General features: G+C 73.4%; 27 protein-coding genes and 3 pseudogenes. 15 read left to right on the forward strand and 15 right to left on the reverse strand.

All coding sequences use genetic code 11. The annotated features are described in order from the left end of the window. Nucleotides 1-20 precede the first annotated feature (20 nt). The 3 genes from ACIRU3_RS20500 (at nucleotide 21) to ACIRU3_RS20510 (ending at nucleotide 2,245) form a co-directional block, all read left to right on the forward strand. Complete coding sequence (locus tag ACIRU3_RS20500; RefSeq protein WP_404058094.1) at nucleotides 21-1,259, forward strand: helix-turn-helix domain-containing protein; 1,239 nt, start codon at nucleotides 21-23, stop codon at nucleotides 1,257-1,259. 63 nt (nucleotides 1,260-1,322) lie between these two features. Further along, complete coding sequence (locus tag ACIRU3_RS20505; RefSeq protein WP_404058096.1) at nucleotides 1,323-1,685, forward strand: DUF1304 domain-containing protein; 363 nt, start codon at nucleotides 1,323-1,325, stop codon at nucleotides 1,683-1,685. Then, entirely contained in the window at nucleotides 1,682-2,245 is a 564-nt protein-coding gene (locus ACIRU3_RS20510; protein WP_404058098.1) for a TetR/AcrR family transcriptional regulator, read from the forward strand. The genes ACIRU3_RS20505 and ACIRU3_RS20510 overlap by 4 nt, the downstream gene beginning before the upstream one ends. A gap of 4 nt (nucleotides 2,246-2,249) precedes the next feature. Here the strand turns inward: ACIRU3_RS20510 and ACIRU3_RS20515 are convergent, their stop codons facing one another. Next, complete coding sequence (locus ACIRU3_RS20515; protein WP_404058100.1) at nucleotides 2,250-3,095, reverse strand: hypothetical protein; 846 nt, start codon at nucleotides 3,093-3,095, stop codon at nucleotides 2,250-2,252. Between the two features lie 194 nt (nucleotides 3,096-3,289). Here ACIRU3_RS20515 and ACIRU3_RS20520 point away from each other — a divergent pair. Further along, nucleotides 3,290-3,643 (forward strand): annotated as a pseudogene (locus tag ACIRU3_RS20520) (zinc-binding dehydrogenase); the annotation flags it as partial. 207 nt (nucleotides 3,644-3,850) lie between these two features. Beyond that, complete coding sequence (locus ACIRU3_RS20525) at nucleotides 3,851-4,231, forward strand: anti-sigma factor antagonist (RefSeq protein ID WP_404058102.1); 381 nt, start codon at nucleotides 3,851-3,853, stop codon at nucleotides 4,229-4,231. 51 nt (nucleotides 4,232-4,282) lie between these two features. Here the strand turns inward: ACIRU3_RS20525 and ACIRU3_RS20530 are convergent, their stop codons facing one another. After that, the gene (locus tag ACIRU3_RS20530) at nucleotides 4,283-5,236 is read right to left on the reverse strand and encodes a ribose-phosphate diphosphokinase (protein WP_404058104.1); all 954 of its coding nucleotides are present in this window, start codon (nucleotides 5,234-5,236) and stop codon (nucleotides 4,283-4,285) included. A 60-nt stretch (nucleotides 5,237-5,296) separates the two neighbouring features. Beyond that, nucleotides 5,297-5,818, reverse strand: a complete 522-nt coding sequence (locus tag ACIRU3_RS20535) for a short-chain dehydrogenase (protein WP_404058106.1) — start codon at nucleotides 5,816-5,818, stop codon at nucleotides 5,297-5,299. Between ACIRU3_RS20535 and ACIRU3_RS20540 the strand changes: the two are divergent. Both ACIRU3_RS20540 and ACIRU3_RS20545 read left to right on the forward strand, forming a co-directional pair. After that, nucleotides 5,757-5,911, forward strand: a pseudogene (locus ACIRU3_RS20540) (transcriptional regulator); the annotation flags it as partial. The gene ACIRU3_RS20535 and the pseudogene ACIRU3_RS20540 sit on opposite strands and share 62 nt — an antisense overlap. A gap of 200 nt (nucleotides 5,912-6,111) precedes the next feature. Beyond that, on the forward strand, nucleotides 6,112-6,774 hold the full coding sequence (locus tag ACIRU3_RS20545; RefSeq protein WP_404058108.1) for a DUF4230 domain-containing protein: 663 nt from the start codon (nucleotides 6,112-6,114) through the stop codon (nucleotides 6,772-6,774). On the opposite strand, the gene ACIRU3_RS20550 is transcribed toward ACIRU3_RS20545, so the two are convergent. From ACIRU3_RS20550 to ACIRU3_RS20575, 6 genes are read right to left on the reverse strand one after another with little or no spacing between them, the layout of a single operon-like run. Beyond that, nucleotides 6,775-8,541 (reverse strand): complex I subunit 5 family protein, encoded by a 1,767-nt coding sequence (locus ACIRU3_RS20550; RefSeq protein ID WP_404058110.1) that lies wholly within the window; start codon nucleotides 8,539-8,541, stop codon nucleotides 6,775-6,777. After that, the gene (locus ACIRU3_RS20555) at nucleotides 8,541-8,888 is read right to left on the reverse strand and encodes a sodium:proton antiporter (RefSeq protein WP_404058461.1); all 348 of its coding nucleotides are present in this window, start codon (nucleotides 8,886-8,888) and stop codon (nucleotides 8,541-8,543) included. Before ACIRU3_RS20555 ends, ACIRU3_RS20550 begins: the two co-directional genes overlap by 1 nt. 10 nt (nucleotides 8,889-8,898) lie before the next feature. Next, entirely contained in the window at nucleotides 8,899-9,639 is a 741-nt protein-coding gene (gene mbhE / locus ACIRU3_RS20560) for a hydrogen gas-evolving membrane-bound hydrogenase subunit E (protein ID WP_404058112.1), read from the reverse strand. Then, entirely contained in the window at nucleotides 9,636-9,896 is a 261-nt protein-coding gene (locus ACIRU3_RS20565) for a hydrogenase subunit MbhD domain-containing protein (protein WP_404058114.1), read from the reverse strand. Before ACIRU3_RS20565 ends, mbhE begins: the two co-directional genes overlap by 4 nt. A 44-nt stretch (nucleotides 9,897-9,940) precedes the next feature. Further along, nucleotides 9,941-10,393 (reverse strand): monovalent cation/H+ antiporter complex subunit F, encoded by a 453-nt coding sequence (locus tag ACIRU3_RS20570; protein WP_404058116.1) that lies wholly within the window; start codon nucleotides 10,391-10,393, stop codon nucleotides 9,941-9,943. Further along, nucleotides 10,390-10,572: a hypothetical protein gene (locus tag ACIRU3_RS20575; RefSeq protein WP_404058118.1), complete on the reverse strand. Its 183-nt coding sequence runs from the start codon at nucleotides 10,570-10,572 to the stop codon at nucleotides 10,390-10,392. The genes ACIRU3_RS20570 and ACIRU3_RS20575 overlap by 4 nt, the downstream gene beginning before the upstream one ends. Before the next feature lie 242 nt (nucleotides 10,573-10,814). On the opposite strand from ACIRU3_RS20575, the gene ACIRU3_RS20580 reads away from it, so the two are divergent. Both ACIRU3_RS20580 and ACIRU3_RS20585 read left to right on the forward strand, forming a co-directional pair. Beyond that, on the forward strand, nucleotides 10,815-11,372 hold the full coding sequence (locus ACIRU3_RS20580) for a VanZ family protein (protein ID WP_404058120.1): 558 nt from the start codon (nucleotides 10,815-10,817) through the stop codon (nucleotides 11,370-11,372). A 93-nt stretch (nucleotides 11,373-11,465) separates the two neighbouring features. After that, nucleotides 11,466-12,698 (forward strand): ricin-type beta-trefoil lectin domain protein, encoded by a 1,233-nt coding sequence (locus ACIRU3_RS20585; protein WP_404058122.1) that lies wholly within the window; start codon nucleotides 11,466-11,468, stop codon nucleotides 12,696-12,698. 12 nt (nucleotides 12,699-12,710) lie between these two features. On the opposite strand, the gene ACIRU3_RS20590 is transcribed toward ACIRU3_RS20585, so the two are convergent. Continuing rightward, the gene (locus ACIRU3_RS20590; protein ID WP_404058124.1) at nucleotides 12,711-12,956 is read right to left on the reverse strand and encodes a hypothetical protein; all 246 of its coding nucleotides are present in this window, start codon (nucleotides 12,954-12,956) and stop codon (nucleotides 12,711-12,713) included. A 155-nt stretch (nucleotides 12,957-13,111) separates the two neighbouring features. On the opposite strand from ACIRU3_RS20590, the gene ACIRU3_RS20595 reads away from it, so the two are divergent. Then, a complete protein-coding gene (locus tag ACIRU3_RS20595; RefSeq protein WP_404058126.1) occupies nucleotides 13,112-14,137 on the forward strand; it encodes a PHP domain-containing protein in 1,026 nt (341 codons plus the stop codon). 318 nt (nucleotides 14,138-14,455) lie between these two features. After that, a complete protein-coding gene (locus ACIRU3_RS20600; protein ID WP_404058128.1) occupies nucleotides 14,456-14,677 on the forward strand; it encodes a hypothetical protein in 222 nt (73 codons plus the stop codon). A 4-nt stretch (nucleotides 14,678-14,681) separates the two neighbouring features. On the opposite strand, the gene ACIRU3_RS20605 is transcribed toward ACIRU3_RS20600, so the two are convergent. The 3 genes from ACIRU3_RS20605 to ACIRU3_RS20615 form a co-directional block, all read right to left on the reverse strand. Continuing rightward, the gene (locus ACIRU3_RS20605; RefSeq protein ID WP_404058130.1) at nucleotides 14,682-15,971 is read right to left on the reverse strand and encodes an ROK family protein; all 1,290 of its coding nucleotides are present in this window, start codon (nucleotides 15,969-15,971) and stop codon (nucleotides 14,682-14,684) included. 92 nt (nucleotides 15,972-16,063) lie between these two features. Further along, complete coding sequence (locus ACIRU3_RS20610; protein WP_404058132.1) at nucleotides 16,064-17,035, reverse strand: phosphotransferase family protein; 972 nt, start codon at nucleotides 17,033-17,035, stop codon at nucleotides 16,064-16,066. 22 nt (nucleotides 17,036-17,057) lie between these two features. Then, the gene (locus ACIRU3_RS20615; RefSeq protein ID WP_404058134.1) at nucleotides 17,058-20,237 is read right to left on the reverse strand and encodes a cytochrome P450; all 3,180 of its coding nucleotides are present in this window, start codon (nucleotides 20,235-20,237) and stop codon (nucleotides 17,058-17,060) included. Between the two features lie 221 nt (nucleotides 20,238-20,458). On the opposite strand from ACIRU3_RS20615, the gene ACIRU3_RS20620 reads away from it, so the two are divergent. Then, the gene (locus ACIRU3_RS20620; RefSeq protein ID WP_404058136.1) at nucleotides 20,459-21,103 is read left to right on the forward strand and encodes a PAS domain S-box protein; all 645 of its coding nucleotides are present in this window, start codon (nucleotides 20,459-20,461) and stop codon (nucleotides 21,101-21,103) included. Nucleotides 21,104-21,320: 217 nt separating this feature from the next. Here ACIRU3_RS20620 and ACIRU3_RS20625 read toward each other — a convergent pair whose 3' ends face one another. Continuing rightward, entirely contained in the window at nucleotides 21,321-22,307 is a 987-nt protein-coding gene (locus ACIRU3_RS20625) for a DUF3626 domain-containing protein (protein WP_404058138.1), read from the reverse strand. 85 nt (nucleotides 22,308-22,392) lie between these two features. Between ACIRU3_RS20625 and ACIRU3_RS20630 the strand changes: the two genes are divergently transcribed. Next, nucleotides 22,393-22,887, forward strand: a complete 495-nt coding sequence (locus tag ACIRU3_RS20630; RefSeq protein ID WP_404058140.1) for an FBP domain-containing protein — start codon at nucleotides 22,393-22,395, stop codon at nucleotides 22,885-22,887. 16 nt (nucleotides 22,888-22,903) lie between these two features. Here the strand turns inward: ACIRU3_RS20630 and ACIRU3_RS20635 are convergent. Beyond that, nucleotides 22,904-23,284 (reverse strand): annotated as a pseudogene (locus tag ACIRU3_RS20635) (zinc-binding dehydrogenase); the annotation flags it as partial. A 118-nt stretch (nucleotides 23,285-23,402) separates the two neighbouring features. Between ACIRU3_RS20635 and ACIRU3_RS20640 the strand changes: the two are divergent. Then, nucleotides 23,403-24,656 (forward strand): aromatic acid exporter family protein, encoded by a 1,254-nt coding sequence (locus tag ACIRU3_RS20640; protein WP_404058142.1) that lies wholly within the window; start codon nucleotides 23,403-23,405, stop codon nucleotides 24,654-24,656. 46 nt (nucleotides 24,657-24,702) lie between these two features. Further along, nucleotides 24,703-25,764 (forward strand): hypothetical protein, encoded by a 1,062-nt coding sequence (locus ACIRU3_RS20645; RefSeq protein WP_404058144.1) that lies wholly within the window; start codon nucleotides 24,703-24,705, stop codon nucleotides 25,762-25,764. Nucleotides 25,765-25,868 lie beyond the last annotated feature (104 nt).

Consider the following 25,868-nt stretch of genomic DNA (forward strand, 5'->3'; position numbering starts at 1 on the left):
TCGCGGGTATCGTCACCGGCATGCCGAAGAGAGCCGCAGCGGTTGGTGTCGACACGGGCGGCCCGTTCAAGGCGTTGCCCGCGGGACTGCACGACCGCCTCAGACCGTATGTCGCCGAGATCACCGAGGAGGTCGTCCGCGCGATCGGAACCGGGATACCGGAGTACGCGCGTCCGATGGACGACACGTACATGCAGACCGTGCACCTGGGTGTGGACCACGCACTGCGCGGGCTGCTGGAGCGGATGGCCCAGCCGGACACCGACTGGGAACCGGTGAAGGCGACGTATGAGCGTATCGGCCGCGGGGAGGCCGAGGAGGGCCGCAGCCTCGACTCGTTCCAGTCGGCGCTGCGGCTCGGCGCCCGGGTGACCTGGCGCCGGGTCAACGCCCTGGTCGACGACGGGCTGCTGCCCCGCAACGTGCTGGGGGCCTTCGGTGAGGCGCTGTTCCTGCACCTGGACGAGATGGCGGCCGCGGCCACGGCCGCCTACACCGAGGCCCGGCTGCACGCGGCCGGCGAACTCCAGCAGCGGCGGGCCCGGCTGGTGGACCTGCTGACCGCCGATCCCCCGGCCCCGGCGGGAGCGGTCGCCGATCTCGCGCATGCCGCACGCTGGACGCTGCCACGGGCGGTGGCGGTGGTGGCCGTGGACCCCGGACCGGGCGCGGCGCCGATCGTGCCGCCGGAGTTCCTCACCCGGTTCGCGGTGCAGCCCGTGCTGCTGGTGGTGCCCGATCCGGAGGGGCCGGGCCGGGCGCGCGCGGTCGCCGCCGCACTGCAGGGGCTGCGCGCCGCGATGGGGCCGACGGTGGCGCTGGACGAGGGTGCGCGCTCGCTGCGCTGGGCCACGGAGGCGCTGGACCTCGTGCGGCGAGGCGTCCTGCCCGGCACGGACACGGCCGGCGGAGTGGTGCGCTGCCAGGACCATCTGTCCACGCTGCTGCTCCTGCGCGACGACGCGCTGCTCGACGCGATGGCCGAGCGGTGGCTGCGCCCGCTCGAACAGGTGCGGCCGCCGCAGCGGGAACGGCTGGCGGAGACCCTGCTGGCCTGGCTGCAGTCCGGCCGGGGAGTGGCGGAGGTGGCGGTGCGCCTTGCGGTGCACCCGCAGACGGTCCGGTACCGGATGCGGCAGCTGGACGAGCTGTTCGGCGGGCTGCTGCACGACCCGGCGGCCCGCTTCGAGATCCAGCTGGCGTTACGGGCCCGGGAGCTGCGCAGAGGTACCACGGCGCGAGGAGCGGCCCCCGAGTGACTTCTTGGACAGGTGTCCCGTTATCCTGGACACCTGTCCAAGTAGATGAGGGGGCCGCTGGTCATGGAGATCGTGGCGAACGTGCTGGTCGGCCTGGTGGCCGCGCTGCACGCGTACATCCTGGTGCTCGAGATGTTCCTGTGGCAGAAGAAGCCGGGGCGGGGGCTGCACGGGTTCGATCCGGAGATGGCCCGGACGACCGCGCCGCTGGCGGCCAACCAGGGCCTGTACAACGGCTTCCTGGCGGCGGGCCTGGTGTGGGGGCTCGTCGCGGCCGATCCGACCGGGTTCCGGGCCCAGGTGTTCTTCCTGTCGTGTGTCGTGGTGGCGGGCGTGTTCGGCGCCGCCACCGCCAACCGCCGCATCCTGTTCGCCCAGGCGCTGCCGGGTGCGATCGCCCTGGCGGCCGTGCTCGCCGCCCGATGACCCGGGCGCCCCAGGAGGACCCGCGGGCGGCGCGCACCCGCGCCCGGCTGCGCGCGGCCCTGCTCGCGGAGTGCGCCGAGCGCCCACTGGAGGAGGTCGGCGTGGCCGCCCTGGTACGCCGGGCCGGGGTGGGCCGGGCCACGTTCTATGTGCACTACGACGGGCTGGAGGCGCTGGCGGTCGACACCTGCGCGGATGTCGTACGGCAGGCGGTGGACGCGCTGCACGCCTGGCGGGGGCGGCCCGATCCGGTCGACGCCCCGCCGGCGCTTCGGGAGTTCTTCGCCGGTCTGGCCCCGCACGCGGCCCTGTACCGGTCGCTGCTCGCGCCGGGCGGCGGCGGGCCGCTCGGCCGGGTGCTGCACCGGGACCTGCGGGCTCGCAGCCTGGCCGAGCGCGAACTGGCGGGCGCGGCGGACGCCCCGCTGGTCGCCTCGGCGGTGGCGGCGACCTTCGCGGGGGTCCTCGCGGACTGGCTGCACGGGCTGCTGGCGGCAGGGCCGGACGAAGTGGCGGACCAGGTGTGGCAGTTGCTGGTCGCACTGCACCGGAGCCGGTGACGGGTCACTTGCAGCCGACGCCGTGCTTCGACCGCGGCCAGGCCTCCACTCCCTCGGAGGTGCGGACGTAGGCCGTGTCCTTGTCGTCGGTGAGCCACAGGCGCCAGTCGCGGTAGTGGTAGCCAGTGTCGTGGGCGCCCGCCGGCATGCGGACCTGCTTGCGGTACGGCGCTTCGAGCAGGCCTTCGCCGCCGAGCACGCCGTCGGGATCGCGGACGTACGAACGGTCGCCCATGTCGAGGAAGTGGGCCGACTGCCAGTTGCAGTGTTCCGGGCCGGTGGAACTGCTGAGCCGGCTCACCGGCACCCGCTTGCCGTCGCGGTCCCTCCAGACCTCCCAGCCCTCGGCGGCCGTGGACGAGCCGGGGAGTTCGGCGGGATCGCAGGAGGCATTGGTCTCCGGGCCCCAACCGGGGCGTCCCTTCCGGTCCTTGGCCACCACGACGGCCACCTTGGTGCGGCCCCTCACGTCGAAGGAGTACAACACCCGGTCCGTCTCCCTGCGCTCCACGCGGTAGCCGTGGTCGGGCTGCACCGGCCGGAACATGTCGAAGTAGAGCTTCAGCCCCTCCTCCGGTGTCTCACCGCCGTCGGATTTGCCCCACCCGTCGGGGCCGCCGCCCTCGAAGATCTCCCCGTCGCACTCCAGGGCCCGGCCCGCTGCTCCGGAGGCCAGGCGCAGGGAAGGGGGGCTGTTGTCGTCCACGGCCCGGGTGGGGACGTACAGCGGACCGCTGTACGGAGTGGCCGGAGCCGTGCCCTCGACCGTCACCCGCACTCCGGTGCCGTCGTCGCACCCCACGACGGTCACGGCCGCCAGCACCGCCACCGCCACAAGCCCTCTGCGCATGCCCGCCCCTGTTCCTGGACTGTCGTTGCGCTCCTCCGACGCGGGGCCGGGCCGGAACGTTCGCGGCTCAGCGGACTTTCCGGAACGTGCACCGGCAGGCCTTCGGGGACACCCCGATCGACACGTGCCGGTGCTGCGCAGCGAGGCGCCGGTGGCGAAGCCGACCTCGGCGGCGATGGGGTCCACCGGCAGGTCGCTCGACCGACTTCACCGAGGCCGTCCGGGACGCCGACGTGGTGCTGGACACGCTGGGCGGGGAGACGTCCGTCGCGTCGCTGCGGGTGCTGCGTCCCGGCGGGGTCGTGGTGTCGATCCTGCCGGTCGGCGACCGGGACTTCTACGAAGAGGCCGAGCGCCTCGGTGCGCGGGCGGTGCGGATGCTGGTGGACGCCGACCGGTCCGGGATGCGGTCCGTGGCCGAACCGGCGGAGTCGGGCAAGTTGCGGACCACGATCGCGGGGACCTTCCCGCTGGGCGATGCCGCCAAGGCGCACGAGCTGGGCGACACCGGCCGGACGACGGGCGGGCCGGTGCTGCTGGTGGACTGAGCCCCCGGGGCCCGAAGGTGGGCACGGGCTTGATCGCCTTGCCCGTGCTCAGGTCCCGCACCGACCGGCCGGTCTTCGCGAAGGGAGCGGCACGCATCCACAAACTCGAAGACATATGTCAATCGAACATGCTCAAATTCCTTCCGACGAGGGTAACTTGACGGTCGGGGAAACAGTTTCCGGGCGTGCGTGGGAGGTGATGCCGTCGTGCAGCAGGAGCCCACACCGCCCACCCGGCATCTGCGTATCCGCGAGGCCCGCGGGCACACGGTCCTGGAATTACGCGGAGAGATCGACATCGCGGCGGCGGCGGAGCTCGCTCCCGCCCTGGACCGGGCCACCGACCGGCCCGGCGTCCGGATCGTGATCGACCTGCGGTCCGTGGAGTTCTTCGACTGCTCGGGGCTGCGCCTGCTCTACCGGGCCCGCAGCCGGGTACTGGAGCGCGGCGGGCGGCTGCACCTGGTGTGCACCCACCCGCTGACCCTGCGGGTCTTCCGGGTCACCGGCCTGTCCCGGCTGCTGCCGCCGCAGCCGACCCTGGAGGCGGCCCTGGAACAGCCGGAGGCCGCGTCCGGCTCCCTGTGAGGGCGGCTGCCGGGCCGCCGAGTCCGCGAGTGCCGCGCCGCCTGTTCCCGGCTAGCCGTTGCGCGGGTCCTCGAAGAGGGCGCTGACCGATTCACCGTTGTGGATACGGCGTACCGCCTCGGCGAGGGCCGGGGCGATGGACAGGACGCGCAGCTTGTCGGTGTGCTCGTCCAGGGGCACCGGCACGGTGTTGGTGCACACGATCTCCAGCACGTCCGGCTGCTCGCTCAGCCGCTTGAGCGCACCGGAGGCGAACAGGCCGTGCGTGCACGCCACCCGGATCGAGCGCGGCCCCGACTCCCGCAGCCTGTCCAGGAGTTCGAGTACGGTGCTGCCCTTGGCGATCTCGTCGTCCAGGACGATGACGTCCCGGTCGGCGACATCGCCGATGACGGAGCTGATGCTCACCCGGTCGTCCGCGAACCGCTGTTTGGCGCCGGCCGCCACCTGCGCGCCGATCAGCCGGGCGAAGGCGGCGGCCTCCTTGGCGTTGCCGAGGTCCGGGGAGACGACCGTGGTGCGCGAGAGGTCGTACCGGCTGAAGTGCGCGGCCAGTTCGCGCAGCGCGTGCAGGTGGTCCACCGGCACCGAGAAGAAGCCGTGCACCTGCGGCGCGTGCAGGGTCATGGCGAGAACGCGGCTCGCTCCCGCCGCCACCAGCAGGTCGGCGACCAGCCGCCCGCCGAGGGAGATGCGGGGCGCGTCCTTCTTGTCGGAGCGCGCGTAGGAGTAGTGCGGCATGACGACGGTGATCCGGCCCGCGGAGGCACCGCGGGCCGCGTCGCACATCAGCAGCAGCTCCACCAGATGTTCCTGCACCGGCCTGACCAGCGGCTGGATCAGGAAGACGTCCCGCTCCCGGCAGTTGGCCTGAAGCTGCACCTCCAGACAGTCGTTGGCGAACCGGCTGACCCGGATAGGGCTCAGCGGCACTCCGAGGTGTGCGCAGACCTCCTGGGCCAGTTCGGGATGGGCACTGCCACTGAAGACGGCGATGTCTCGCACGATCCGCTCCTCGCATGATCATCACGGGCTGCGCCGGTCATGCTACTGGCGGCACCACCCTCACCAGGGCACCGGTGTGCCGTCCCAGGAGAAGAACCCGCCGGTGGGACCGTCGTCCGACAGCAGCGCGAGTCGCAGGGCCGCCTCGACGGCCTCGGCCGGATCGCCGCCGCAGGCCGTGGCCCGGGGGTTGAGATCTGCGGCCCGGAGCCCGGGGGCGAGCGCGTTCACCTTGAAGCCCTCCTCGGCCTGCGGCCCCCCGCTGCCCGGGGTGAACCGGGGGTTGGGCCGGCTGCTCCGGGTCAGGGACGCGGTGCCGCTGGAGACGTTGACGACACGCGGGCGGTCGGAGCGGCGCAGGGGGGCAGGAAGGCGTTGAACGTCCAGGTGGTCGATGCGAGCCGCGGCCCGGTCGATGCCCTCCGCATCCATGACGTCGAGGCCCAGCGGGCGGGCGCCCGCGCCGGTCTCCGTCGCGGGCGCCTCCCCACGCCACGCGTCTCGGGAGCCGACGTGCACGGTGAAGCCCTCGGCGGCCGGCAGACGGGCGATGTGCTTGCCGGTGCGGGAGCCGGCCCACATGTCGGCCGACTACTGCACACGCCTGGAACAGGCCCGCGGCCCCAGCCCTCGCCCCGCGCCCTGGACGCTCTGACGGCGGCCCTGCGGCTCACCGTGTGGATACCGCTCGGCGGCCCGGCCCAGCCGCGCCACCACGATGTGCCCGAACTCCGGCGATGACCGGACGCCCGGCCGCCGGGCCCTTACGCCCAGGATGTGAGCCGGTGCGTACGTCAATGGGTGCCATTCGGTCAACTCGGCGGTCTGGCACGGCGTTCTACGGGAATCCGGTCAACAGGAAGGAGGACCGTGACATGACGACTTCCGTCAGGCGCCTGCCCCGGCGCATGCCCGGCTGGGCCAAGGTGGTCACGGCGTTCGCGCTGGTGCTCGTGGTGCTGTTCGCGGGCATCCGGCTGGCCGTACTCCCGGGCATCAAAGACCTGTTCGGCACCGAGTCGCACGACCGTTCCGGCCCCGCACTCCTCAAGTCCATTCAGGACATGAGCCGTTACGATGCCGCCTCCGGCACCTTCCAGGTCGTGGTGGACCTGGAGAAGAACGCCAAGTACCTGCCCGACGCGATCCGCGGCAGCCGCACCCTGTACGTCGGCGCGGGCACCGTGGACGCGTACGTCGACCTCGGCCAGGTCGGCACAGAGGATGTGACGGTCGACGGCGACCGCACCTCGGCGACCCTCCGGCTGCCGCACGCACGCCTCGGCAGGCCGGCCCTCGACCCCGACCACTCCTACGCCGTGTCCAAGCAGCGCGGTCTGCTGGACCGGCTCGGCGACCTGTTCTCGGACAACCCCAACAGCGAGCAGGCGGTGCAGAGGCTCGCCGTGCGGCACATCGGCGAGGCCGCGAAGGGCAGCGGGCTGACCACACGGGCCGAGACCAACACCACCGGCATGCTGCAGGGGCTGCTCCGCTCCCTCGGCTTCAAGGAGGTGCACGTCTCGTACGGGTCCTGATCAGCCGCCCAGCACTCCCGGGAGGGCCAGCGCGCCCAGCACGGTGGCGCCGACCAGCAGCCAGGCCACGTAGTCGCCAACGTGACCCGACTGCAGGCGGCGCAGGGGCAGCGCCCGGTCGGGAGTGGCCAGTCGGCGCGGGCGGGTCACGGCGAGGGCGGCGAGGCCCGCGGCGAGCAGGGTGGAGGCCAGGCCCAGGAGGATGCCGTGCGGTGTCCAGTGGACGGAGGCGTGGGCGCCGCCCGACCCGGCCTCGTTGACCGAGCGGGCCACCAGTGCGGCGAAGCCGGGCGCCGCGCCGACGGCGAAGGCGGCGGCGAGCAGTACGGCGGGCACCGCGGTCATGGAGTCCGGGATGCGGCGGAGCCTGCTGCCGGTCTCGGGCCGTTCGCCGGACCCGCTGGTCTCGTACTCGGCGTCTTCCGGGCGCGGCCCGAGCCCCAGGAACACCCGGGCGGTGACTCGCAGCACGGCGCCCGCGGTCACCGCCGAGGCGACCACGAACACCACGGTGAGCGGGCCGCCGACCGCCTCCTCGGCGACCGCCTTGCCGAGGGCCGTCCCGAACGGCGGCAGACCCGCCAGGGCGAGGCCGCCGATCGCGAACATCACCGCGAAGGCGCGCATCTCGCGTGCCCTGCCGTACAGGGCATGCTCGTCGACGCTGCCGAACCGGTCCAGGAGGGCGCCGGTGCAGGCGAACAGCGCGGCCTTCACCCCGGCGTGCCCGACGATGTACAGCGCCACACCGTCGTCCCCCTCGGGGGTGAGGACACCGAGGCCGATGAGGAACAGGCCGGTGTGCGCGACCGTGGAGTAGGCGAGCAGGCGTTTGATGTGCCGCTGGTACCAGCACATGACGGCGCCGATCGCGGCGGTGACGACGCCCAGTGTCACCAGGACCCGGGTCAGGTCGGCGGCAGGGATTCCGCCGGGTCCGGCGAAGACGGTTCCGTACACGCGCCAGACGCCGTAGGTGCCGAGTTCGACCATGACGCCGGACAGCAGCATGCACACGGGGGTGGGGGCGACCGCGTGCGCGTCAGGGAGCCAGAAGTGGAACGGCACGGCGGCCGCCTTCACCAGCAGTCCGGTCATGACCAGCACGAACCCGGCCAGGACGAGGGCGTCCGGGCCGCCGTGCGCGGCCGTGCTGTCGAGGCCGCGCCCGATCTTCGTCATGGCCAGCTGGCCCGTGCGGGCGTACAGCAGGCCGATTCCCGTCAGCATCGCGTACGCGCCGAGCGAGTTGACGACCCCGAAGGTCAGCGCGCCCTGCACGGCCTTCGCCTCGTCGATCCGGTAGCCGGTCAGCGCGTAGGCGACGACGCTCATCAGCTCGAAGAACACGAACGCGTTGAAGAGGTCGCCCGCGAGGGCGAAGCCGCACATCGCGCCCTGGAAGACCAGCATCAGCGCGGGGAACGAGCCGGCGTGGCCGCGCGGCGGCTCGTCGAAGTAGCGCCAGGAGTACACGAGCGCCGACAGGGCCAGCAGCGAGACGACCGCGGCCATGCCCAGCGCCGGACCGTCCCCGACCAGCATGATGCCGACGCTCTCCCCGTCCACCGGCCGCCGGCCGCCGACCCATTCGACCAGCGGCGGGGAGGAGTTGAGCAGCAGTACGAGAGCGAGGGCTGCGGTGCCGGCGGAGACCGCGCAGCCGATGGTCTCGGCGGCGACCCGGGGCAGCCGGCGGCCCGTGGCCACCAGCAGGGCGGCCCCGAGCAGCGGCACCGCGACGAGCAGCGGGAGCAGATGGTGCATCAGCCGCGCAGCTCCCTGAGTTCGTCCGGATCGAGGGTGCCGTGCCGCTTGGCGACCTGCAGGACGAGGGCGAGCAGCAGTGCGGTGACGGTGGCACCGACGACGATGTCGGTGAGGGTGAGGGCCTGTACGACCGGGTCCACGACCGGCCGCGAGCCGGGCGGGAGATCGGAGAAGACCGGGGCGGTCGCTCCGTCGCGGTAGCCGACGGCCAGCAGCAGGACGTACGTGGACGACTGGCACACGGCGAGGCAGCCGACCGTGTGGATCAGATTGCGGCTGGTGGCCAGGCCGTAGCAGCCGGTCAGGAAGACGTAGGCGGCGACCAGGTAGGGAAGGACCTGCATCACGGCGCTCTCAACTCCCCTCCTTCTCCTCGATCTCGACGGCCTGGTCCAGGAACCCCGCCAGCAGCAGGACGACCGCGCAGGCCACCTCCATGCCGACGGCCGCGTTCAACAGGGGAACGGTGCCCCCGGAGGACAGCGTGTTGAAGGTGCCGTACGGCAGCAGCGTGTTGGCGAGGAACGAGGTGCCCGCGAGGATGCCGGCCAGGCCCAGGACGACGTAGGCGGAGACGGCGAGCGCGTCGCAGACTTCGAACATGCCGAGCGGACGGACGCGTTCCAGAGCGCGGTAGTCGGCGCCGAGGTACAGCAGGTGCAGGGCGGTCGCGGCGACGACTCCGCCCTGGAAGCCGCCTCCCGGGCTGAGCTGGCCGTGGGCCACGACATAGAGGCCGGTGAGGAGGGCGACGGGCAGCACGATCAGCGCGTAGCGGCGGACGGGCCGATCCACTTCGGCCGGCTCCGGTGGTGCGCGGCGCTCGTCGCGGGCCTCGCGCAGGAGGACCAGGCAGCCGAGGACGGCGGCGAACAGGATGCTGATCTCGCCGAGGGTGTCGTAGGCGCGCTGGTCGAAGTTGACGGAGGCGATGGTGTTGGCGGTGTGCCGGGCGAGGGAGGCACGGACGGCCCGCTCGCCGTACGGGTGCGAACGGCCGCCGAAGGCGGGCAGGTCGAGGCAGGCGGCGACCAGCAGGGCGGCCACCCCCGCGCCGCCCACGGCGAGCAGCCACAGCCGCAGCCGCCGGTTCATCGGGGGCGGTCCCTCGTCCGGGCCCGCCGTCCGGTCTTGCGCACCGACAGCATGATCAGCAGCGGGGTGAGCGCCGAGCCCACGGCCAGCTGTGACAGGCCGACGTCCGGGGCCTGGAGCACGGTGAACAGGACGGCCAGGACGACACCGAGCACGGACAGCACCAGGGCCTGCCGGGCCGGTTCGCGCTGGGCCACGGCGGCGGTGGCGGAGGCGGCCACGAGCAGCAGGGCCACGACGATCACGGCATCAGCCATGCCGCACCTGCGCACAACCGCCCGGTACGGGGACGGCCACCGTGTCAGGCACCTCGCACCCCCCGGAACCCACCCGCCAGTGCCCGGGTCGCGATGACGTTGCCGCCGATCAGCAGGGCGCCGATCACCAGCAGCTTCACCATCGCCCGGCCCGGCCCGGTGGCCACGCACACGGCCACCACGACCGCCGCGCCCAGGCCGGCGGCGGCCCAGGTGGGCCCCCAGGCGCTCGGCCGGTCGGCTCTCAGTTCCTCGGCGAGCAGGCGGGCGAAGACGAGGGTGCCGACCGGGCCCAGCAGGGCCATCAGCAGGGCGAGGTCGATGTAGGAGGGGCGGCCGTAGCCCTGGGCGAGGAGCAGCAGGGCCGGGCAGACCACGGAGGTGGCCAGGTTCTGGGCCATGACCCGGCGGGGCAGCGGGCCGGTGGCCGTTCCCCACAGGACGGCCGCCCCGGCACCGCCCAGTTCGACGGTCGCCGCGAGGATCCAGCCGTTCACCGCCAGGTCACCGCCCGCCGTCCGGCCCGGGCCGACAGCGCCGCCACGGCGGCGGCACTCGCGCCGACGATCCGCTCCACGGTGTCGACCGACGTGATGAACACCAGCCACAGCAGGGCGAGCCCGGCCCACCAGGCCAGGAGTTCACCCACGACGAGAAGTGCGGTACGCCGGGTCATCCGCCACCTCCTCGGTCCGCTCTGTCCGACTGTGCGGACATCTGTCCGATGCGCCGCTCGGGGCATCCAAGCACCGCCGGACCCCGTGCGGGGCTGCGGCACGCGGGCCCGAGCACGGAGTGCCCCGGGAGCGTGAACGGAAACCGTCGGCGCGCACCCGGCGGCGTCCGGGCGGCGGCATCCCTGGGCGCTGCGCGGGTAACCGCCTTGAAGCACGGGGACGTTGAACACTGGAGGACCGAATGACCCGTACCGCCCTGCGTCTGCCCGAGATTCTGCGCGTTCCGAGGAAGAGGGAGCAGGCCGAGAAGGCCCGCCCTGCGGCCACACGGCATGCGCTCGTGCTCCCCGTACGGCTGCTGGCGATGCTGGTCGCCTTCGCGTTCATGGTGGCCTTCGCCGTGATCCTGGCCCGGCTCACACTGCAGCCCTCCCCGGCGTCGGTGTCCCTGACGCACGCCAACCTGCACCCCGGCCGCTCCCTGCGGGCCTATGTGGATCACGCGCAGCTACGGGACGCGGTCCGCCAGATCGGCGGGAACGTGTTGCTCGGCGTGCCGTTCGGGGTGCTGGTACCCGTCCTCGCACCGCGTGCCCGAGGAGTTCTCCAGGTGCTCGCCCTCACGGCGCTCGTGATGCTGATGGTGGAGCTGGTCCAGGGGGCGCTGGTCACCGGGCGGGCCTTCGACATCGACGACGTCATCCTCAACACCTCTGGGGCGCTGGTCGGTTGGCTGCTTCTCGGGCGGCGGCTCGGGCGTGCGGTGCATGCGCGGGTCCGCAGGGCGGCGACTGAGTGATCGTCAGCGAGAGGTCCGTACCAAGGTATTGACGCCCTCTTACTTCACTCCTTAAATCAAGAGGCATCTCACCCCCCACGTGAACGGAGAGTCATGGCCTCCCCACGCCTGCTCCGCAGATGCCTGTTCGCCGCGCTGTCCGCCGCACTGGTCGGCGCGGTCGCCGTCGGCCCGGCCGGTGCGCAGACCGCAGCTCCGGCGGCCGCCGCCGTCAGCACCTTCTCCGACGGCTTCGACGGGCCCGCCGGCTCCGGGGTCGATTCCTCGAAGTGGACGCTGGAGACCGGCGACAACGTCAACAACCACGAGCGGCAGTACTACACGTCCGGCACCAAGAACGCGGCCCTGGACGGCCAGGGCCATCTGGTGATCACGGCCCGGAAGGAGAACCCGGCGGGCTACCAGTGCTGGTACGGCAGCTGCCAGTACACCTCGGCCCGGCTGAACACCGCCGGAAAGTTCAACGCGCAGTACGGTCATGTCGAGGCCCGGATGAAGATCCCGCGCGGGCAGGGCATGTGGCCCGCGTTCTGGATGCTCGGCACGCCGGTCAACTGGCCGGACTCGGGCGAGATCGACGTGATGGAGAACGTCGGATTCGAACCCTCGACCGTGCATGGCACCATCCACGGCCCCGGCTACTCCGGCTCGGGCGGCATAGGCGCCGGCTACACCCTGCCGGGCGGGCAGGCCTTCGCGGACGCCTTCCACACCTTCGCCGTCGACTGGGCGCCCGACTCGATCACCTGGTCCGTGGACGGGAACGTCTACCAGCGGCGCACGCCCGCCGACCTGGGCGGGAAGACCTGGGTGTTCAACAAGCCGTTCTTCCTGATCCTGAACCTGGCCGTCGGCGGCTACTGGCCGGGCGACCCGGACGGCTCCACGCAGTTCCCGCAGCAACTGGTGGTCGACTCGGTCTCGGTGACCACGAGCGACAGCGCGGCCGGCGTCCCGATCCGCGGCCTGGCCGGCAAGTGCGTGGACGTGGCAGGCGCGAACGCCGCCAACGGCACGGCGGTCCAGCTCTACGACTGCAACGGCACGGGCGCCCAGCAGTGGACGGTCGGCTCGGACGGCACGATCCGGGCGCTCGGCAAGTGCCTGGACGTCACCGGCAACGGCACGGCGGACGGCTCGACCGTCCAGCTGTGGGACTGCACGGGCGGCCCGAACCAGAAGTGGGCCGTCTCGGCGGCGCACGACATCGTCAATCCGCAGGCGAACAAGTGCCTCGACGTGACCGGGAACAACCCGGCCAACGGCACCCGGCTGCAGATCTGGACGTGCGGAGGCGGCGCCAACCAGAAGTGGACGGTCGGCTGAGCGACGTCCGGCTCAGCGGAGGGTCCAGGTGTACTTGTCGCCGCCGACCCAGCGGATCAGATCCGGGTCGTCCATGTCGTGGACGGCGATGCCGTGGGAGGCCGCGGCCTCCAGTACGTCCATCGCGGTCCTGGCCCGGCCGACCACCTGACCGTCGATCTCCATGATCCGGAAAGGCGGCTCGCCCGGCTTGCCCGGACACACGCCCAGCACCATGATCCGCGGATGGGAGATGTAGGGCACTGCTTGTTCGGTCATGCAATAGAGCGTAGAACGCAACGCGGGCCGACGACTCGTCCGCGGGAGCCGTCCAGGAGACACAGCGGGCCGCCGGTGCACCGGCGGCCCGCCCCGTGGTGCGGCGGATGCGGCCCTGGGGAACTCTGGAGGGGCATGCCGAGGTGGAGGTGCCCATGGATCCCGTCGCGGCCCTGGACCGGATCGCCTTCCTGCTGGAGCGCTCGCTGGCCCCCACCTACCGGGTACGGGCCTTTCGGACCGCCGCCCGGGTGCTGTCCGCGCTGCCCGAGGGCGAGGTCGCCGAGCGGGCGGCGGCCGGGACGCTGGAGTCGCTGAAGGGGGTCGGGCCGAAGACCGCGCAGGTGGTGCGGGAGGCCCTGGCCGGGGAGGTGCCCGGCTATCTGCGCACGCTGGAGGAGGAGGTCGGCGGGCCGGTCGCCGCCGAGGGCGGCACCGAGTTGCGGGCGCTGCTGCGCGGGGACTGCCACACCCACTCGGACTGGTCGGACGGCGGCAGTCCGATCGAGGAGATGGGGCGCGCGGCGGCCCGGCTCGGCCACGAGTGGACGGCCCTGACCGACCACTCCCCCCGGCTGACCGTGGCCCGGGGCCTGTCGCCGGAGCGGTTGCGCCGGCAGCTGGAGGCGGTGGCGGAGCTGAACGCGCGGTGGGCGCCGTTCCGGCTGCTCACCGGCATCGAGTGCGACATCCTGGAGGACGGCTCGCTGGACCAGGAGCCCGATCTGCTGGAGCGGCTTGACGTGGTGGTGGTGTCCGTGCACTCCAAGCTGCGCATGGACGCCCGCTCCATGACCCGCCGGATGGTCGCCGCCGTACGAGATCCGCACGCGGACGTCCTCGGTCACTGCACCGGACGCCTGGTCACGGGCCGTGGCCGGCCGGAGTCGGAGTTCGACGCGGACGAGGTGTTCGCCGCCTGCGCCGAGTCGGGTACCGCCGTCGAGATCAACAGCCGTCCCGAGCGGCTGGACCCGCCGCGCCGGCTGCTGCGCAGGGCCGTGGCGGCCGGGGTGCTGTTCTCGATCGACACCGACGCCCACGCGCCCGGCCAGCTGGACTGGCAGATCCTCGGCTGCGCCCGGGCCGAGGAGTGCGGGGTGCCCGCCGAGCGGGTGGTGACCACCTGGCCGGCCGAGGAGCTGCTGGCCTGGACGCACGTGGGCCGGACGCCGGTGTGAGCCTTGTTCCAGCCGGTGCCGGTGACGGGCATCACGGCTCCGGCTGGAACACCAGCAGGTGATTGCCCGTTGAACGAGCTGTGGGTGTGGACGGGACAGTGTCCCCGGGCCTGGCCATTTGCCCTCAGGGACGATCGTCCGGCTGAAGCCCTGTGGAGCCCTTCGCCGAGAGGCGACCACCGTCCGCGCCCACCACCAGACCGCCCCGGCCGTGATTCCCCCGTCACGGTCGGGGCCTTCTCTGCCGCCGCGGTGTGTGTGCGCCCCACCCGGGTACCCGGCCGGTCCACCGAAGCCCCCGACCGAGAGGAGCCTCAGGTGACCAGCGACGACGGCCCGGTCCCGCGCGATCCGCCCGATCAGCAGGCCGGTTCCGCCGGCGACCGGTGGGACGCGTCCCCGAAGAGTCCACCCGCCGACGAGCTCGGGGTGGACGAGGACCTGCCCGACACCGACGAGGCCGGCACCGGCCCGCGCGGCGCGCCGCGCCCGGGGACCGTGCACCCGGAACATCCGACGCCGGACGAGCCCTCGGGCTGAGCCGTCAGCGCGGCGACCGCTCCTCCAGCGCGGCCCGCCAGGCGGGGTGGCGGTCCTCGGTGGCAGGTTCGGCGCGGCGGCCGCCGCGGGCGAAGAAGTCGGCCAGCGGAAGGATCGCCGCGCCCACGGTGACGGCGTCGGGGCCGAGCCGGCCGAGGTCGATGGTGACCTTGTCGGCCGGGTGGCGCAGGGCGTACGTCGTCGCGTGGCGGCGCACGGCGGGCAGGAACCGGGTGCCGAGCTGGAGTCCGGCCCAGCCGCCGATGAGGATCCGCTCGGGCTGGAAGAGGTTGATCAGGTCGGACAGGCCGGCCCCCAGATACTCGGCGGTCTCCTCCAGGACGGCGAGCGCGACCGGATCGGGGTCCCTGCCCTCGGTCGGGTAGGCAGCGGCGAGCATCGCGGTGAGCGCGGTCTCCTCGTCGACGCCCTCGGGCGGCCGTCCGCCCTCCTCGCGCCAGCGGGCGAGCAGCGACTCGGCACCCGCGTAGGCCTCCAGACAGCCCGGCGCACCGCAGCGGCAGCGGCGCCCCCGGACCCGCACGGTCAGATGGCCCCACTCGACGGCCCGCCCGTTCTCCACCTCGGGGGTGACCAGGCAGGCGCCGACACCGGAGCCGAAGAGCACGACCACCGCGTTGCGCGCGCCGCGCCCGGCGCCGAACCACATCTCGGCCTGCCCCAGGGTCTTGGCCCCGTTGTCGATGAAGTACCGCACGCGGTCCGGAAGTTCGGAGGTCGACCGGAGCAGTTCCTCCAGGGGTACCGAGTCCCAGCCGATGGTCTGCCCGTGCACGACGGCACCCCGGTCCGCGGTGTACTCGACGATGCCCGGGACGCCGACTCCGACGCCGAGCAGCCGCTCGGGCGAGGCCTCCTCGGCCGCGAGGACCTCGGCGATGCCGTCGCGGATGTGGCCGACGATGGTGTCGACGTCGTATCCCGGCTGGGTCAGCGGGCGTTCGGTGCGGGCGAGTTCGGTGAGGGCCAGGTCGAACAGCTCTACGCGCACCCGGGTTTCGCCGACGTCGACGCCGATCATCTGTCCGCTGTGCGGGGCGACGCGCAGCAGGGTGCGGGGACGGCCGCCGTCGGAGTCGACGCTGCCGGCCTCCTCGACCAGTCCGTCGGCGACGAGGTCCGCGACCACATTGCTGACCGAGCCGGAGCTCAGTCCGGTGACCGGGCCCAGCTCGAAGCGGCTGAGCGGACCGTCGAAGTACAGCCGCTGCAGCACGTCCGTGCGGTTGCCCCGCCTGAGGTCGCGTACCGTGCGCCCGTTCCGCCCCGCCATGTGGCTCCCTTCGAACCCTGTCCCGACCTGCAACATACCCCTCGGAACAGGCTGGACGCGACTTTCCGACAACCCTTATTTCATGAGGTGAGCTAAGCGTGGGCCGCCGTGGGCACGCCCAGCGCGGCGACGAGTTCGGGTGCGACCGCCTTCTGGACCCGGCGGGCATGCTCCTCGTCGACCGCCCGCGGGACCGTCTCCACCAGCATGATCACGTAACGGTAGGCGCGGCAGAGGGCGATCCGGAGGCCCTCGGCGCGCCCGAACGCGGCACGGCCGCCGCCCTGCCGGTGGCCCGCGAGGAAGGCCTCGTCCTTCTCGATGTCGTCCAGCAGGACGAGGGAGACGAAGTCGGCGAGGGGATCGCCCCGGAACATGCGCTCGCCGTCGACGAGGCCGCCGATGCGGGGGCCGTCGGGTGTGCGATCGACGAGGACATTGCCCCGCCACAGTTCGAAGTGGACGGGGCGCGGGACGGTGACCTCGTCCAGGGGGTCGAGGGCGGCCCGGGCGGTACGGGTCACCCCGTCGGCGGGGCGCGGCAGCCGGGCCCGGTAGCGGCGGGCGTCGTCCAGGACCGCCTCGAACATCGTCGTGAACGCCGTCCGCCGGTCGGGGGCCGGCGGGCCGAGGGCACCGGTCGGGCAGCCGAAGCCCGGCCCGGTCACCCGGCGCAGCGGGGCGACATGACCGCCCGGCTCCCGGCGCGGGGCGGCCCGTTCGGTGTCCGTGATGGAGTCGTCCCAGGGGGCGCCGGGGCAGGCGGTCTGCGGCAGGTGGCGCACCTGTGGGGTGTCGTCGGCGTGGAGGGTGCGCGGTGCGGGGACACCGGCCTCGGCGGCGGCGCGGCCGAACTCCGCCTCGGAGCGCAGGAGCCGGACCTCGTAGCGCAGGCCCGGGGCGGTCGGCGCGGTTTTGAGGACGCACCGGCCGCCGTCGGTGAGCCGCAGTTCCTCGACGGTGGTGCAGGTGCCGCCGCCCAGCGGGCGCACCCCGGCCGGCCGGCCGGGCCCGATGCCCGCCGCGGCCAGGACCCGCCGGGCCCGCTCCGCACGCTCCCCCACCGTGCACCCCCTGTCGCGCGGGTCAGCCCGCCGCGTACACATCCTCCACGTAACGCCCGTCCGCCACCAGCGAGTCGAGCCACCGGCCGGCCGCCGCCTCGTCGGCGCCGGACGTCCGTTCCCGGTACAGGGTACGGAACGCATCGCGGACTCCGGGTGCCATACGGGAGCCGTCGCCGCAGACGTGGACCCGGGCCCCGGCGCCGAGCAGTTCCCAGACCTCGTCGGCCTCGGCGGCGATGCGGTGCTGCACGAAGAGCGCGCCGTTCTCGGGGGCGGCGCTGAAGGCCGGGCGCAGGGACACGGCTCCGGCGGCCTCGGCGGCGCGGAGTTCACCGGCGTGCAGGAAGTCGGCGTCGGGGGCGTCGCAGCCGAAGTAGAGCAGTGCCGGGGGAAGTTCGGCGCCGGCGGCTCGGGCCGCGGTGCGGTCGGCGACGGCTCCGCGGAACGGCGCGAGGCCGGTGCCCGCGGCGACCATCACGAGGGGTGCGGTGGCGTCGGCCCGGAAGACCTCCCGGCAGGGCTGGACACGGGCGTACAGGGAGTCGCCGGGCCGCAGGGAGGCGAGGTGCCCGGAACCGGTGCCCCGGTAGCGGCCCCTGCCGGAGCGCGCGGGGGCGTCCAGCACGGAGACCATGAGGTCCGCGTGGCGCGGGTCGGCCGCCGGGGAGGAGGAGATGGAGTAGTGGCGAGGGCGCAGCGGCGCCAGCAGGTCGAGGAGGTCCGGCCAGTCCAGGGCGCCGCGCAGGGCGGGGTGGTCCTCGACGATCTCCACCAGGGTGCGCGGGTCGTCGCCTGCCAGGGCCGCGAGGGCGGCGCGCTCGGGCGGGCAGGGGTTGGCCTCGGCGAGCAGCGCCAGCTGCCGTGCGGTCGGACACTCCTGCAACTCGACCTGGTGGGTGAGCAGGTGACGAGCGGACAGCGGGCGGTCCACGGCGAGGCCGTCGCGGCGCGGGCGGGTGGCCCGGATGTCCAGGACGGCGTCGAGGTCGACGCCGAGCGCGGCGGCGGCGCGGTCCACCAGGTCCGGGGCGTTGGCGGGGAGGACGGTCAGGTGGTCGGCGGTGCGGTAGGTGACGCCGTCGGGCAGGGCGATGCGCAGGAGCCGCTTGGTGCGCGGGTGTCCCGGCGCGGTGAGGTCCTGCGCCTCGGTCACGGTCATCGGGACCAGCCCGTGCCGCTCGGCCAGGGCGTCCAGCGGGCCGCCGGTCAGGGTACGGACCTCGTACGCCGTGGCGGGCTCGTCCGGGGTGCCGGTGGCGGCGTCGGGGTCGCCGTACTCCTGGAGCAGGGCGGTGCGCAGCCGGGCGGTGAAGTCGCGGACGGTGCCGGTCAGGTCGCCGGAGGCGTCGGCGGCGGCGCGGTCGGTCAGCCGGGTGGCGCCGAGTTCGGCGAGGCGGGCGTCGATGCGGGTGGGGACCTGCTGGTAGGTGGCGGTCCAGTTGCGGTCGCCGACGCCGAGGACTGCGTAGGTCACGCCGGTGAGGTCCGGGGTGCCGTCGAGCCAGGCGGTGAAGGCGGTGGCGTCGTCGGTGGGGCGGCCGTTGTAGGAGGCTGCGGTGATGACGACGGGCCGGTGGGTGGGCAGACCGTCCGCGTAGTCGTCCAGGGCGGCGACCTCGGTGGCGCAGCCGACGGCGGCGGCCTCGTCGGCGAGCTGGGCGGCGAAGGCGCGGCAGGTGCCGTAGTTGCTGCCGTGCAGCAGGAGTGTGCCGACTCCCGGCCGCACCCGGGCGGGCAGGGTGTCTGGGGCCGGGGTCCCGGCGCCGGGGGCTGCCACCGCACCGGGCAGCGGGGCGTGGGCGCGATCGGCCTCGGTGCGCGGGGTCAGGGTGAGGGTGAAGCCCTCGGGCTTGAGCGTGAGGGTCTCCTTCACGGTGAGCGCGTAGTCGGCGTGGTCGTGCAGCCGGTAGCGGTGGACCAGCATGGCCAGCAGCATGGTCGCCTCGTGGAGCGCGAACTGCCGTCCGATGCAGGCGCGTTCACCGGTGCCGAAGGGCTTGAACGCGTGCACCGGGCGGGCCGCCTCTGCCTCGGGCGTGAACCGCTCCGGGTCGAACAGCTCCGGGTTGTCGCCCCACACGGGCTGCCGGTGCAGCATCGGGGCGAGCACCGTGACGGCCTGCCCGGCGCGCAGCGGCACCCGGCCCCCGAGCAGGGTGTCCTCGCGGGCGTGCCGGCTGAAGGCGGCGGCCGTCGGCCACAGCCGCAGCGCCTCGTTGAGGACCTGGCGGGTGTAGGTGAGCCGGCCGATGTCGTCGTACGTCGGTTCGGGGTCCGGGGTGTCGCCCCACAGCGCGTCGGCCTCGCGCTGGACGAGCCGGAGCGCGGTCGGATGCTTGGCGAGGTAGTAGAGGGCGAAGGACATCGCGCCGGAGGTGGTCTCGTGGCCGGCGATCAGGAAGGTGATGACCTGGTTGCGGATGTTGGCCGTGTCCAGAGTGGTGCCGTCGGCCGGATGGCGGGCGGTGAGCATCAGCCCGAGGAGGTCCTCGGCCGCGCTCTGGTCGGTGCCGGTGCGGGAGGCGATGACCTCGTCCACGACTCCGGCGAGGTGGTCGGCGTCCGCCCGGAAGGCGGCGTCGGCCGCCGTGTGGTCGTGGTCCGGGGTGCGGGCGAGGCGGGTCATGGCCCACTCCAGGCAGCGGACCATCGACTCGACGAAGGGGTGCGGCTCGGCCCGTTCGAAGGACCCGAAGTCGTAGCCGAATCCGGCCAGTCCGATGGTGTCGAGGGTCATGCGGGTCATGTCGTCCGGAACGTCGACCGGCTGTCCGGCGCGGGCCGCCCGGTCCCAGGATTCGATGAGCCGGCGGGCCACCTTCAGCATCACCGGGTGGTACGTCCGCATCGAACCGAGCGCGAAGGCGGGCATGAGGATGTCGTGCGCCTTGGCCCAGTTGGGCTCGTCGTTGTAGGCGGTGAACAGGCCGTCGGCGGTGAAGGCGCGCACGTTCTCCAGGGCGGGCCCGATGTGCTTGGCGAACCGCTGCTCGTCGGCGAGGTCGGCGACCAGGTCGGCGTCGGCGACGAACATGGCCTCGCGCCCGTGCAGCCGGCGCACCAGCACCGGCCCATGGGCGCGCATCAGCTCCATGACCTGCTGGATGGGGGTACGGCCGGGCCCGGTGGCGGTGATGTCCACGACGGGGACGCCGGGCAGGGTACCGGCCGTCTCGGGGTGCAGTGCGGTGGGGGGCATGGCGCGACAACTGCCTTTCGCGGTACGGGAGTACTGCGCTCCAGGGTGGTCGACCGGCAGGGGGCGCACGGGCCGCGGCACTACACGATCGTGCAGTCAAAAGTCGGCATGGGGTCTTGCGCCAGAGCGGCTGCGCCGCCACGACGGTGCCCCGAGCAGCCCGCGAAGTTGCTGCTGACCTGGCTTTTCGTCTTGGATGGGCGGGACATCGGGAGGTGCGGGTGGACGCAGGCCAGGTCGACGCCGTGGTGTGGCGCAACCGCGCCCTGACCCTCTTCGACCGGGTCTCCGTACCGGTCGCGGTCTGTGATGTGTACGGCCGCGTCGTGCTCGCCAATCCGGCGATGGCCGCCGAGTGCGGTACGACGCCGGGGCGGCTGCGCGGCCGGGACGTGCTGGAGCTGTTCCGGCCGCAGGAGAGTACGCAGGTGGACCGGATCGCCGAGGCGCTGCGACTGCGTCGCCGCTCGCGCTACCAGGTGTCGGTGCGCTGGCACTCGCCCGGCGGGGCGGAGCGGTACGGGGAGCTGACGGCCGATCCGGTGAGCGACACCGTGGACGAGACGCCGGCGCTGCTGGTCATGCTGCGGGTGCAGGGCGAGCGCACCCCCCGCCGAGAGCCGGAGCCCGCACCGGTCACACCCGTGGAGGGCCGGGTGCTGGCGCTGCTGGCAGGGGGCGCCACCACGGCCCGGGCCGCCCGCGAACTGGGCCTCAGCAGAGACGGCGTCGCCTACCACCTACGGCGGCTGTCGGCCCGCTGGGGCGCGGCCAACCGCACCGAACTGGTCGCCCGCGGCTACGCCCTGGGGGTGCTCGTACCGGGAGTGTGGCCGCCCGAGCCGCGCGGCTCCGCGGTGGAGTAGCCGGCGCCCGCTTCCGGGGCGGGACGGTGGACGCGGGCCGGGCGGGGGCGGAGGCGGGCTCGTCAGCGCGGGCGCACGCCTCAGTACAGGGACGACCTGGACCGCGTCACCGTTCACAGGCCCAGGCTCAGGCCTCGGCGCAAGCCGAACCGCAGGCGGACTGGCCTGCGCCCGCGCGGGCCTCGACGCAGGCGGGCGCGGAGGCAGGCCCGTCGGATCAGGCGGGGGCAGGGGTGGCGGCACAAGGAGGGGCGGAGGCGGCCGGGGCGGGGACCGCGGGAGCCGCGGCGGAGGCGGCCGGGGCGGAAGCGGAGGCGGAGGCGGAGGCGGCCGGGGCGGGCCCCGTGTAAGCCGTACCCGCACCCTCGGGCGCCCCGAAGCGGGCGAGCGTGTGCCACACCATCTTCAGGTCCTGGAGGTGGTACCGGCCGGTGCGGGCCGCGTCGCCGATGACGCGCGGGGTGACGATGCCGCGCTCGGCGATCCGCGCGCCGAGGTCGGCGTACTCCGGCCCCCGGTAGTCGGCGTGGCGGCGCAGTTCCTCGACCGTGAGCCGGTAGCCGGGGTGCCAGGCGAGCGGGAAGGGCAGGCGCCGGGCCGCCCTCGCCACGGGCGTGCCCCGGTAGCTCGCGTCGAGTACCAGTGCCTCGACGTCCCTGGCGAGCAGGACACCGCCGTGCACATGGCTCTCGATGTAGTCGTCGAGGGCGTCCCGCCGGTCCGTCTCGGCGAGCGCGATGAGGGGCATGGCCGGGGACACGCCGAAGTCGGTGGGCTCGGCAGCACTGTCCGGGTAGCAGAAGGTGGCCCGGGCCAGGACCGGGCCGGCGAGCCTGAGGTGGGAGGAGCCGAAGCGGGGTGCCGCGCCGACCACCTGGCGGCGGAAGTCCAGCGCGCCGTACACCGGGCGCTCCGCCGGGGTGGCGTCGTCGTACGCGCCGCCGAAGATACGGCTCTCCCAGCGCCAGCGGTCGCCGCCCGGGTGCGCGGTGAGCCCGCCGTTGCTGGTACCGGTGACGAACTGCGAGTGGTAGGCGCCGTCGCGGGCCAGGGCCTCGAGGACGGTCAGTCCGGCGGAGAGCCGGTCGGGGTGGAAGTTGAGCGTGATCCGCAGGTCCGGGTCGAGCGGCGGGCCGGACGTCCGCTCGGCCACATGGTCCACCGCCCGCCGGACGCGCGGCGGCTGCACAGCCCGGAAATCCATTCGCCCACCCTCCCCTTGGCTACTTAGGCTAGCCATCAACCTAGACCCCCTAGGTTGATGGCATCGAAACCATAAGGACTCCCCCATGAAATCCCTCACCGAGCAGGACATCCGCAACTCATTTATCAACTGCTCCAAGGGGGAGGCCAAGCGCCTGGCGGTCCCGCGCGACCTCGGTGAACGCCCGTGGGACGACCTGGACTTCCTCGGCTGGCGGGATCCCGGGGCGCCCGACCGCAGCTGTCTGGTCACCGAGCGGGACGGCCGGCTCGTCGGCGTGGCGCTGCGCTTCCCGGCCGCGCGGCGCGGGTCCCAGCACCGCAGCATGTGTTCGGTGTGCCTGACCACGCATCCCGGTGGCGGGGTGTCCCTGATGACCGCCCGCAAGGCGGGCGCGGCGGGCCGCGAGGGCAACTCGGTCGGGGTGTACATGTGCACGGACCTGGCGTGCTCGCTGTACGTGCGCGGGAAGAAGGTGCCGGAGTCCGGGGGCCGTTTCGAGGAGAGCCTGACCCTGGAGGAGCAGATAGCCCGGATGACGGGCAACCTGTCCGCGTTCGTCGAAAAGCTCTGCGCCTGACGCCCCCGGAACCGGTCAGCCGCCCCGGGATGAGCACGGTCCTGCCCCGGTTGTCCCGGCTCTCCAGCCGCTCGTGCGCGGCGCGCGCCTCGGACAGGGGCAGTGCGGTCTCGACCGGTGCCCGGTAGACGCCCGCGGCCACGCGTTCGGCCAGTTCGCGCAGGTCGGGGCGCGGGGCCGGCTGGAAAGGATCGGTGTCGGGCCGGCCACCGGTGAGTGTGAGGTCGTACGCCTGCTGGTCGGTCCGCGCGTGGTCGAGCGCCTGCCGTACGGTCCACTCGGCGCACGGTGTCGGCGCGGCCCACGCCGCCTCCGGCACGGCGGTGACCACCTCGCGCAGGTAGGCATGCGCCTGGATGAGCAACTCGACGCCCCCGACGGCCCGGTTCGCCCTCATCTTCCGTCCCCTCCCGTGGTGTCCTGACCGATGAGACCGATCCAGAAGGCTTTGCGGACAGACTCGGTCCTCGATCAGTCACGTTCGTCGCACCCGATGAACGGGAACAGGCCAAGGGATGCGCGACGTACGGAAGTGGAACGCGGAACTGCAGCGCCTGGTGAGCCGCCGCCGGGAGCCGGTGGTCGTCCAGACACTGCGGTCGGCCACGGCGGCGACGATCGCCTATGTGATCGCGCTGCGTCTGAGCCCGGAACCGGCACCGCTGACCGCTCCCCTCACCGCCCTGCTGGTCGTCCAGGTCACCTTCTACGCCACGCTCACCAACGGCATCCGCCGGGTGAACTCGGTGGTGGCCGGCGTACTGGTGGCCATCGCCTTCAGCCTCCTGGTGGGTCTGACCTGGTGGAGCCTGGCGCTGTTGATCGTGGCCTCGCTGGCCGTGGGGCATCTGGTGCGGGTCGACGAGTACGTGGCCGAGGTGGCGATCAGCGCCATGCTGGTGCTCGGGGTCACCACCGTCGGGTTCACCGCCTGGGCGCGGATCGTGGAGACGCTCATCGGGGCGGTCGTCGGCATGGCCTGCAATCTGCTGCTGCCGCCCCCGGTATGGGTGGGCGAGGCCGGCCAGTCCATCGAGGACCTGGCGCGCCGGGTACGGCAGTTGATGCTGCGAATGGGTGAGGAGGCCGCGGGCCGCATCCCCTGGGAGCGGGCGGCCGAGCGGCTGCACGAGGCGCGCCGGCTGGACCACGACATCGTCCGGGTGGACGCGGCGCTGCGGCAGGCGGAGGACAGTCTGCGGCTCAATCCGCGGGTCAAGGAGGGCTTGCTGCACAAGGTGGTGCTGCGTACGGGCCTGGACACGCTGGAGATCTGCACGGTCGTCCTGCGGGTGCTGGCGCGGACCTTGACGGACCTGGCGAAGGCCCGCGAGCCCGAGGAGCTGTTCCCGCCCCGGGTCGCAGCCACCGTGGAGCAGCTGCTCTCCGAGATCGCCGACGCGGTGGTCAGCTTCGCGGTGCTGGTGACCACCCATCTGAGCGAGAACGCCGAGTCGGCGGAGGCGCGGCTCACCGCCGAGCTGCACGCGGCGGCCGGCACCCGCGACCGGCTCGCCGAACTGCTCCGGGAGGAGGTCGGCGCGGACTGGACGGACTGGCATCTGATGGGCGCCGTACTGACCGAGGTGAACCGGATGCTCGACGAACTGAACACCGAGCACCGCACCCGCCGCCTGCTGGAGGAGCTGGACCGGGTCTCCCGGGAACAGCGGGCGAAGCTGCCGCGGATGGCCCGGCTGCGCGAGCGCCTCGGCATCCAGCAGGATCTGTGGCGGAACCGCACCGGGATCGGCGAGCGTTCTCGATGAGGGAGTGCCGGGGCGGGACCGGCACTGGAAGCGAGGGGGCGGGCCGATGGCCGGCACCGGGGTACGGATCGACGGGAACGCGCTGCGGCTGCCGGGCGGGGTGGTGGTGCGGTTCGTGCGCACGCTGCGACTGCCCGAGACGGGCACGCATCCACTGCCACCGGGGCTCGGCGAGTTCCCGGTGCGACGGGTCTCCGACTACGCCGACCGCGTCCCCGCCGAGTGGCGGGCGCGCGGTGGCGTGATGCTGCCGGTGTACCTGCGCGAGGCGATGTGGCTGAGTTTCGCCGGTACCACGGAGCCGGCCGCCCTCCAGGTAGGCGTGGGGAAGGTCTGCGCCGTCTCCGGCCGGCCGTGGCAAGGGCGGCTCTCGCGCGGCCCGCAGAACTACGTGGTGCTGCCCGCCCAGCCCTGGCTGGACGGCATCAATTCGGGCAAGGGGACGGTCCGCCAGTTCGTCGCCGTGCCCCTCGGTCTCGGCGCGACCGTGGAGGGTCAGGTCTCCGGCGAGGAGGTGTGGGGCGGCGTCCAGCTGCAGTCGTTCCCGCTGCGCGAGGACGTCCTGGCCGAGTGGCGCCTCCGGGAGCAGGCGCGGCAGCGGCGGTCGCGGGCGGCCGGGGCGTTCGGCGGCTACGGCGGACCTCTCCCCGTGGCCGCCGCCGCACCCGGCGGACCCCTGCTGCCTCCCTCGGCCCCGGCAGCCCCCGGCGGACCCCCGCGGCGCGCGGCGGCCATGGGTCTGGGCGTCGGCGGCTCGATGCGCCAGGAGGTCCACCAGGACGACCGGCCGCTCACCGACTGGTCCGGGACGGCCGCCGGGCGGGTGTTCGTCCACCTGGTCACACCCCCGGAGTGGCGCCGCATCACGGGCGAGGAGCCGCCGTCGTCACCGGTGGACCGGGCGGCGTACACGAGCGCGGGACTGCCCTGGTACGACTACTACGACGAGGACGCCGAGGACCTGGCCCCGGCACAGGCCCTGGAGGCCGTCAAGCCGGTCGGCGAATGGCTCGGGGACGACCTGGATCCCTGGCAGCAGCCGTCCGCGGACCAGGTGACACCGCTGAAGGACGCGCCGGGCAAGCCGGTCGAGGACGGGGACTGGTAGGCCGATCGCGTTGCACTCTGTGCAACGCCTGTTGCCCGTCTTGCCTTTGCCGGTGGATTCGCGCCAAGGTGGCTGTCACGAGCGGGGCAACCGACGACCTGAGG

The organism is Streptomyces sp. NPDC101151, assembly GCF_044768335.1.
Taxonomy (GTDB): domain Bacteria; phylum Actinomycetota; class Actinomycetes; order Streptomycetales; family Streptomycetaceae; genus Streptomyces.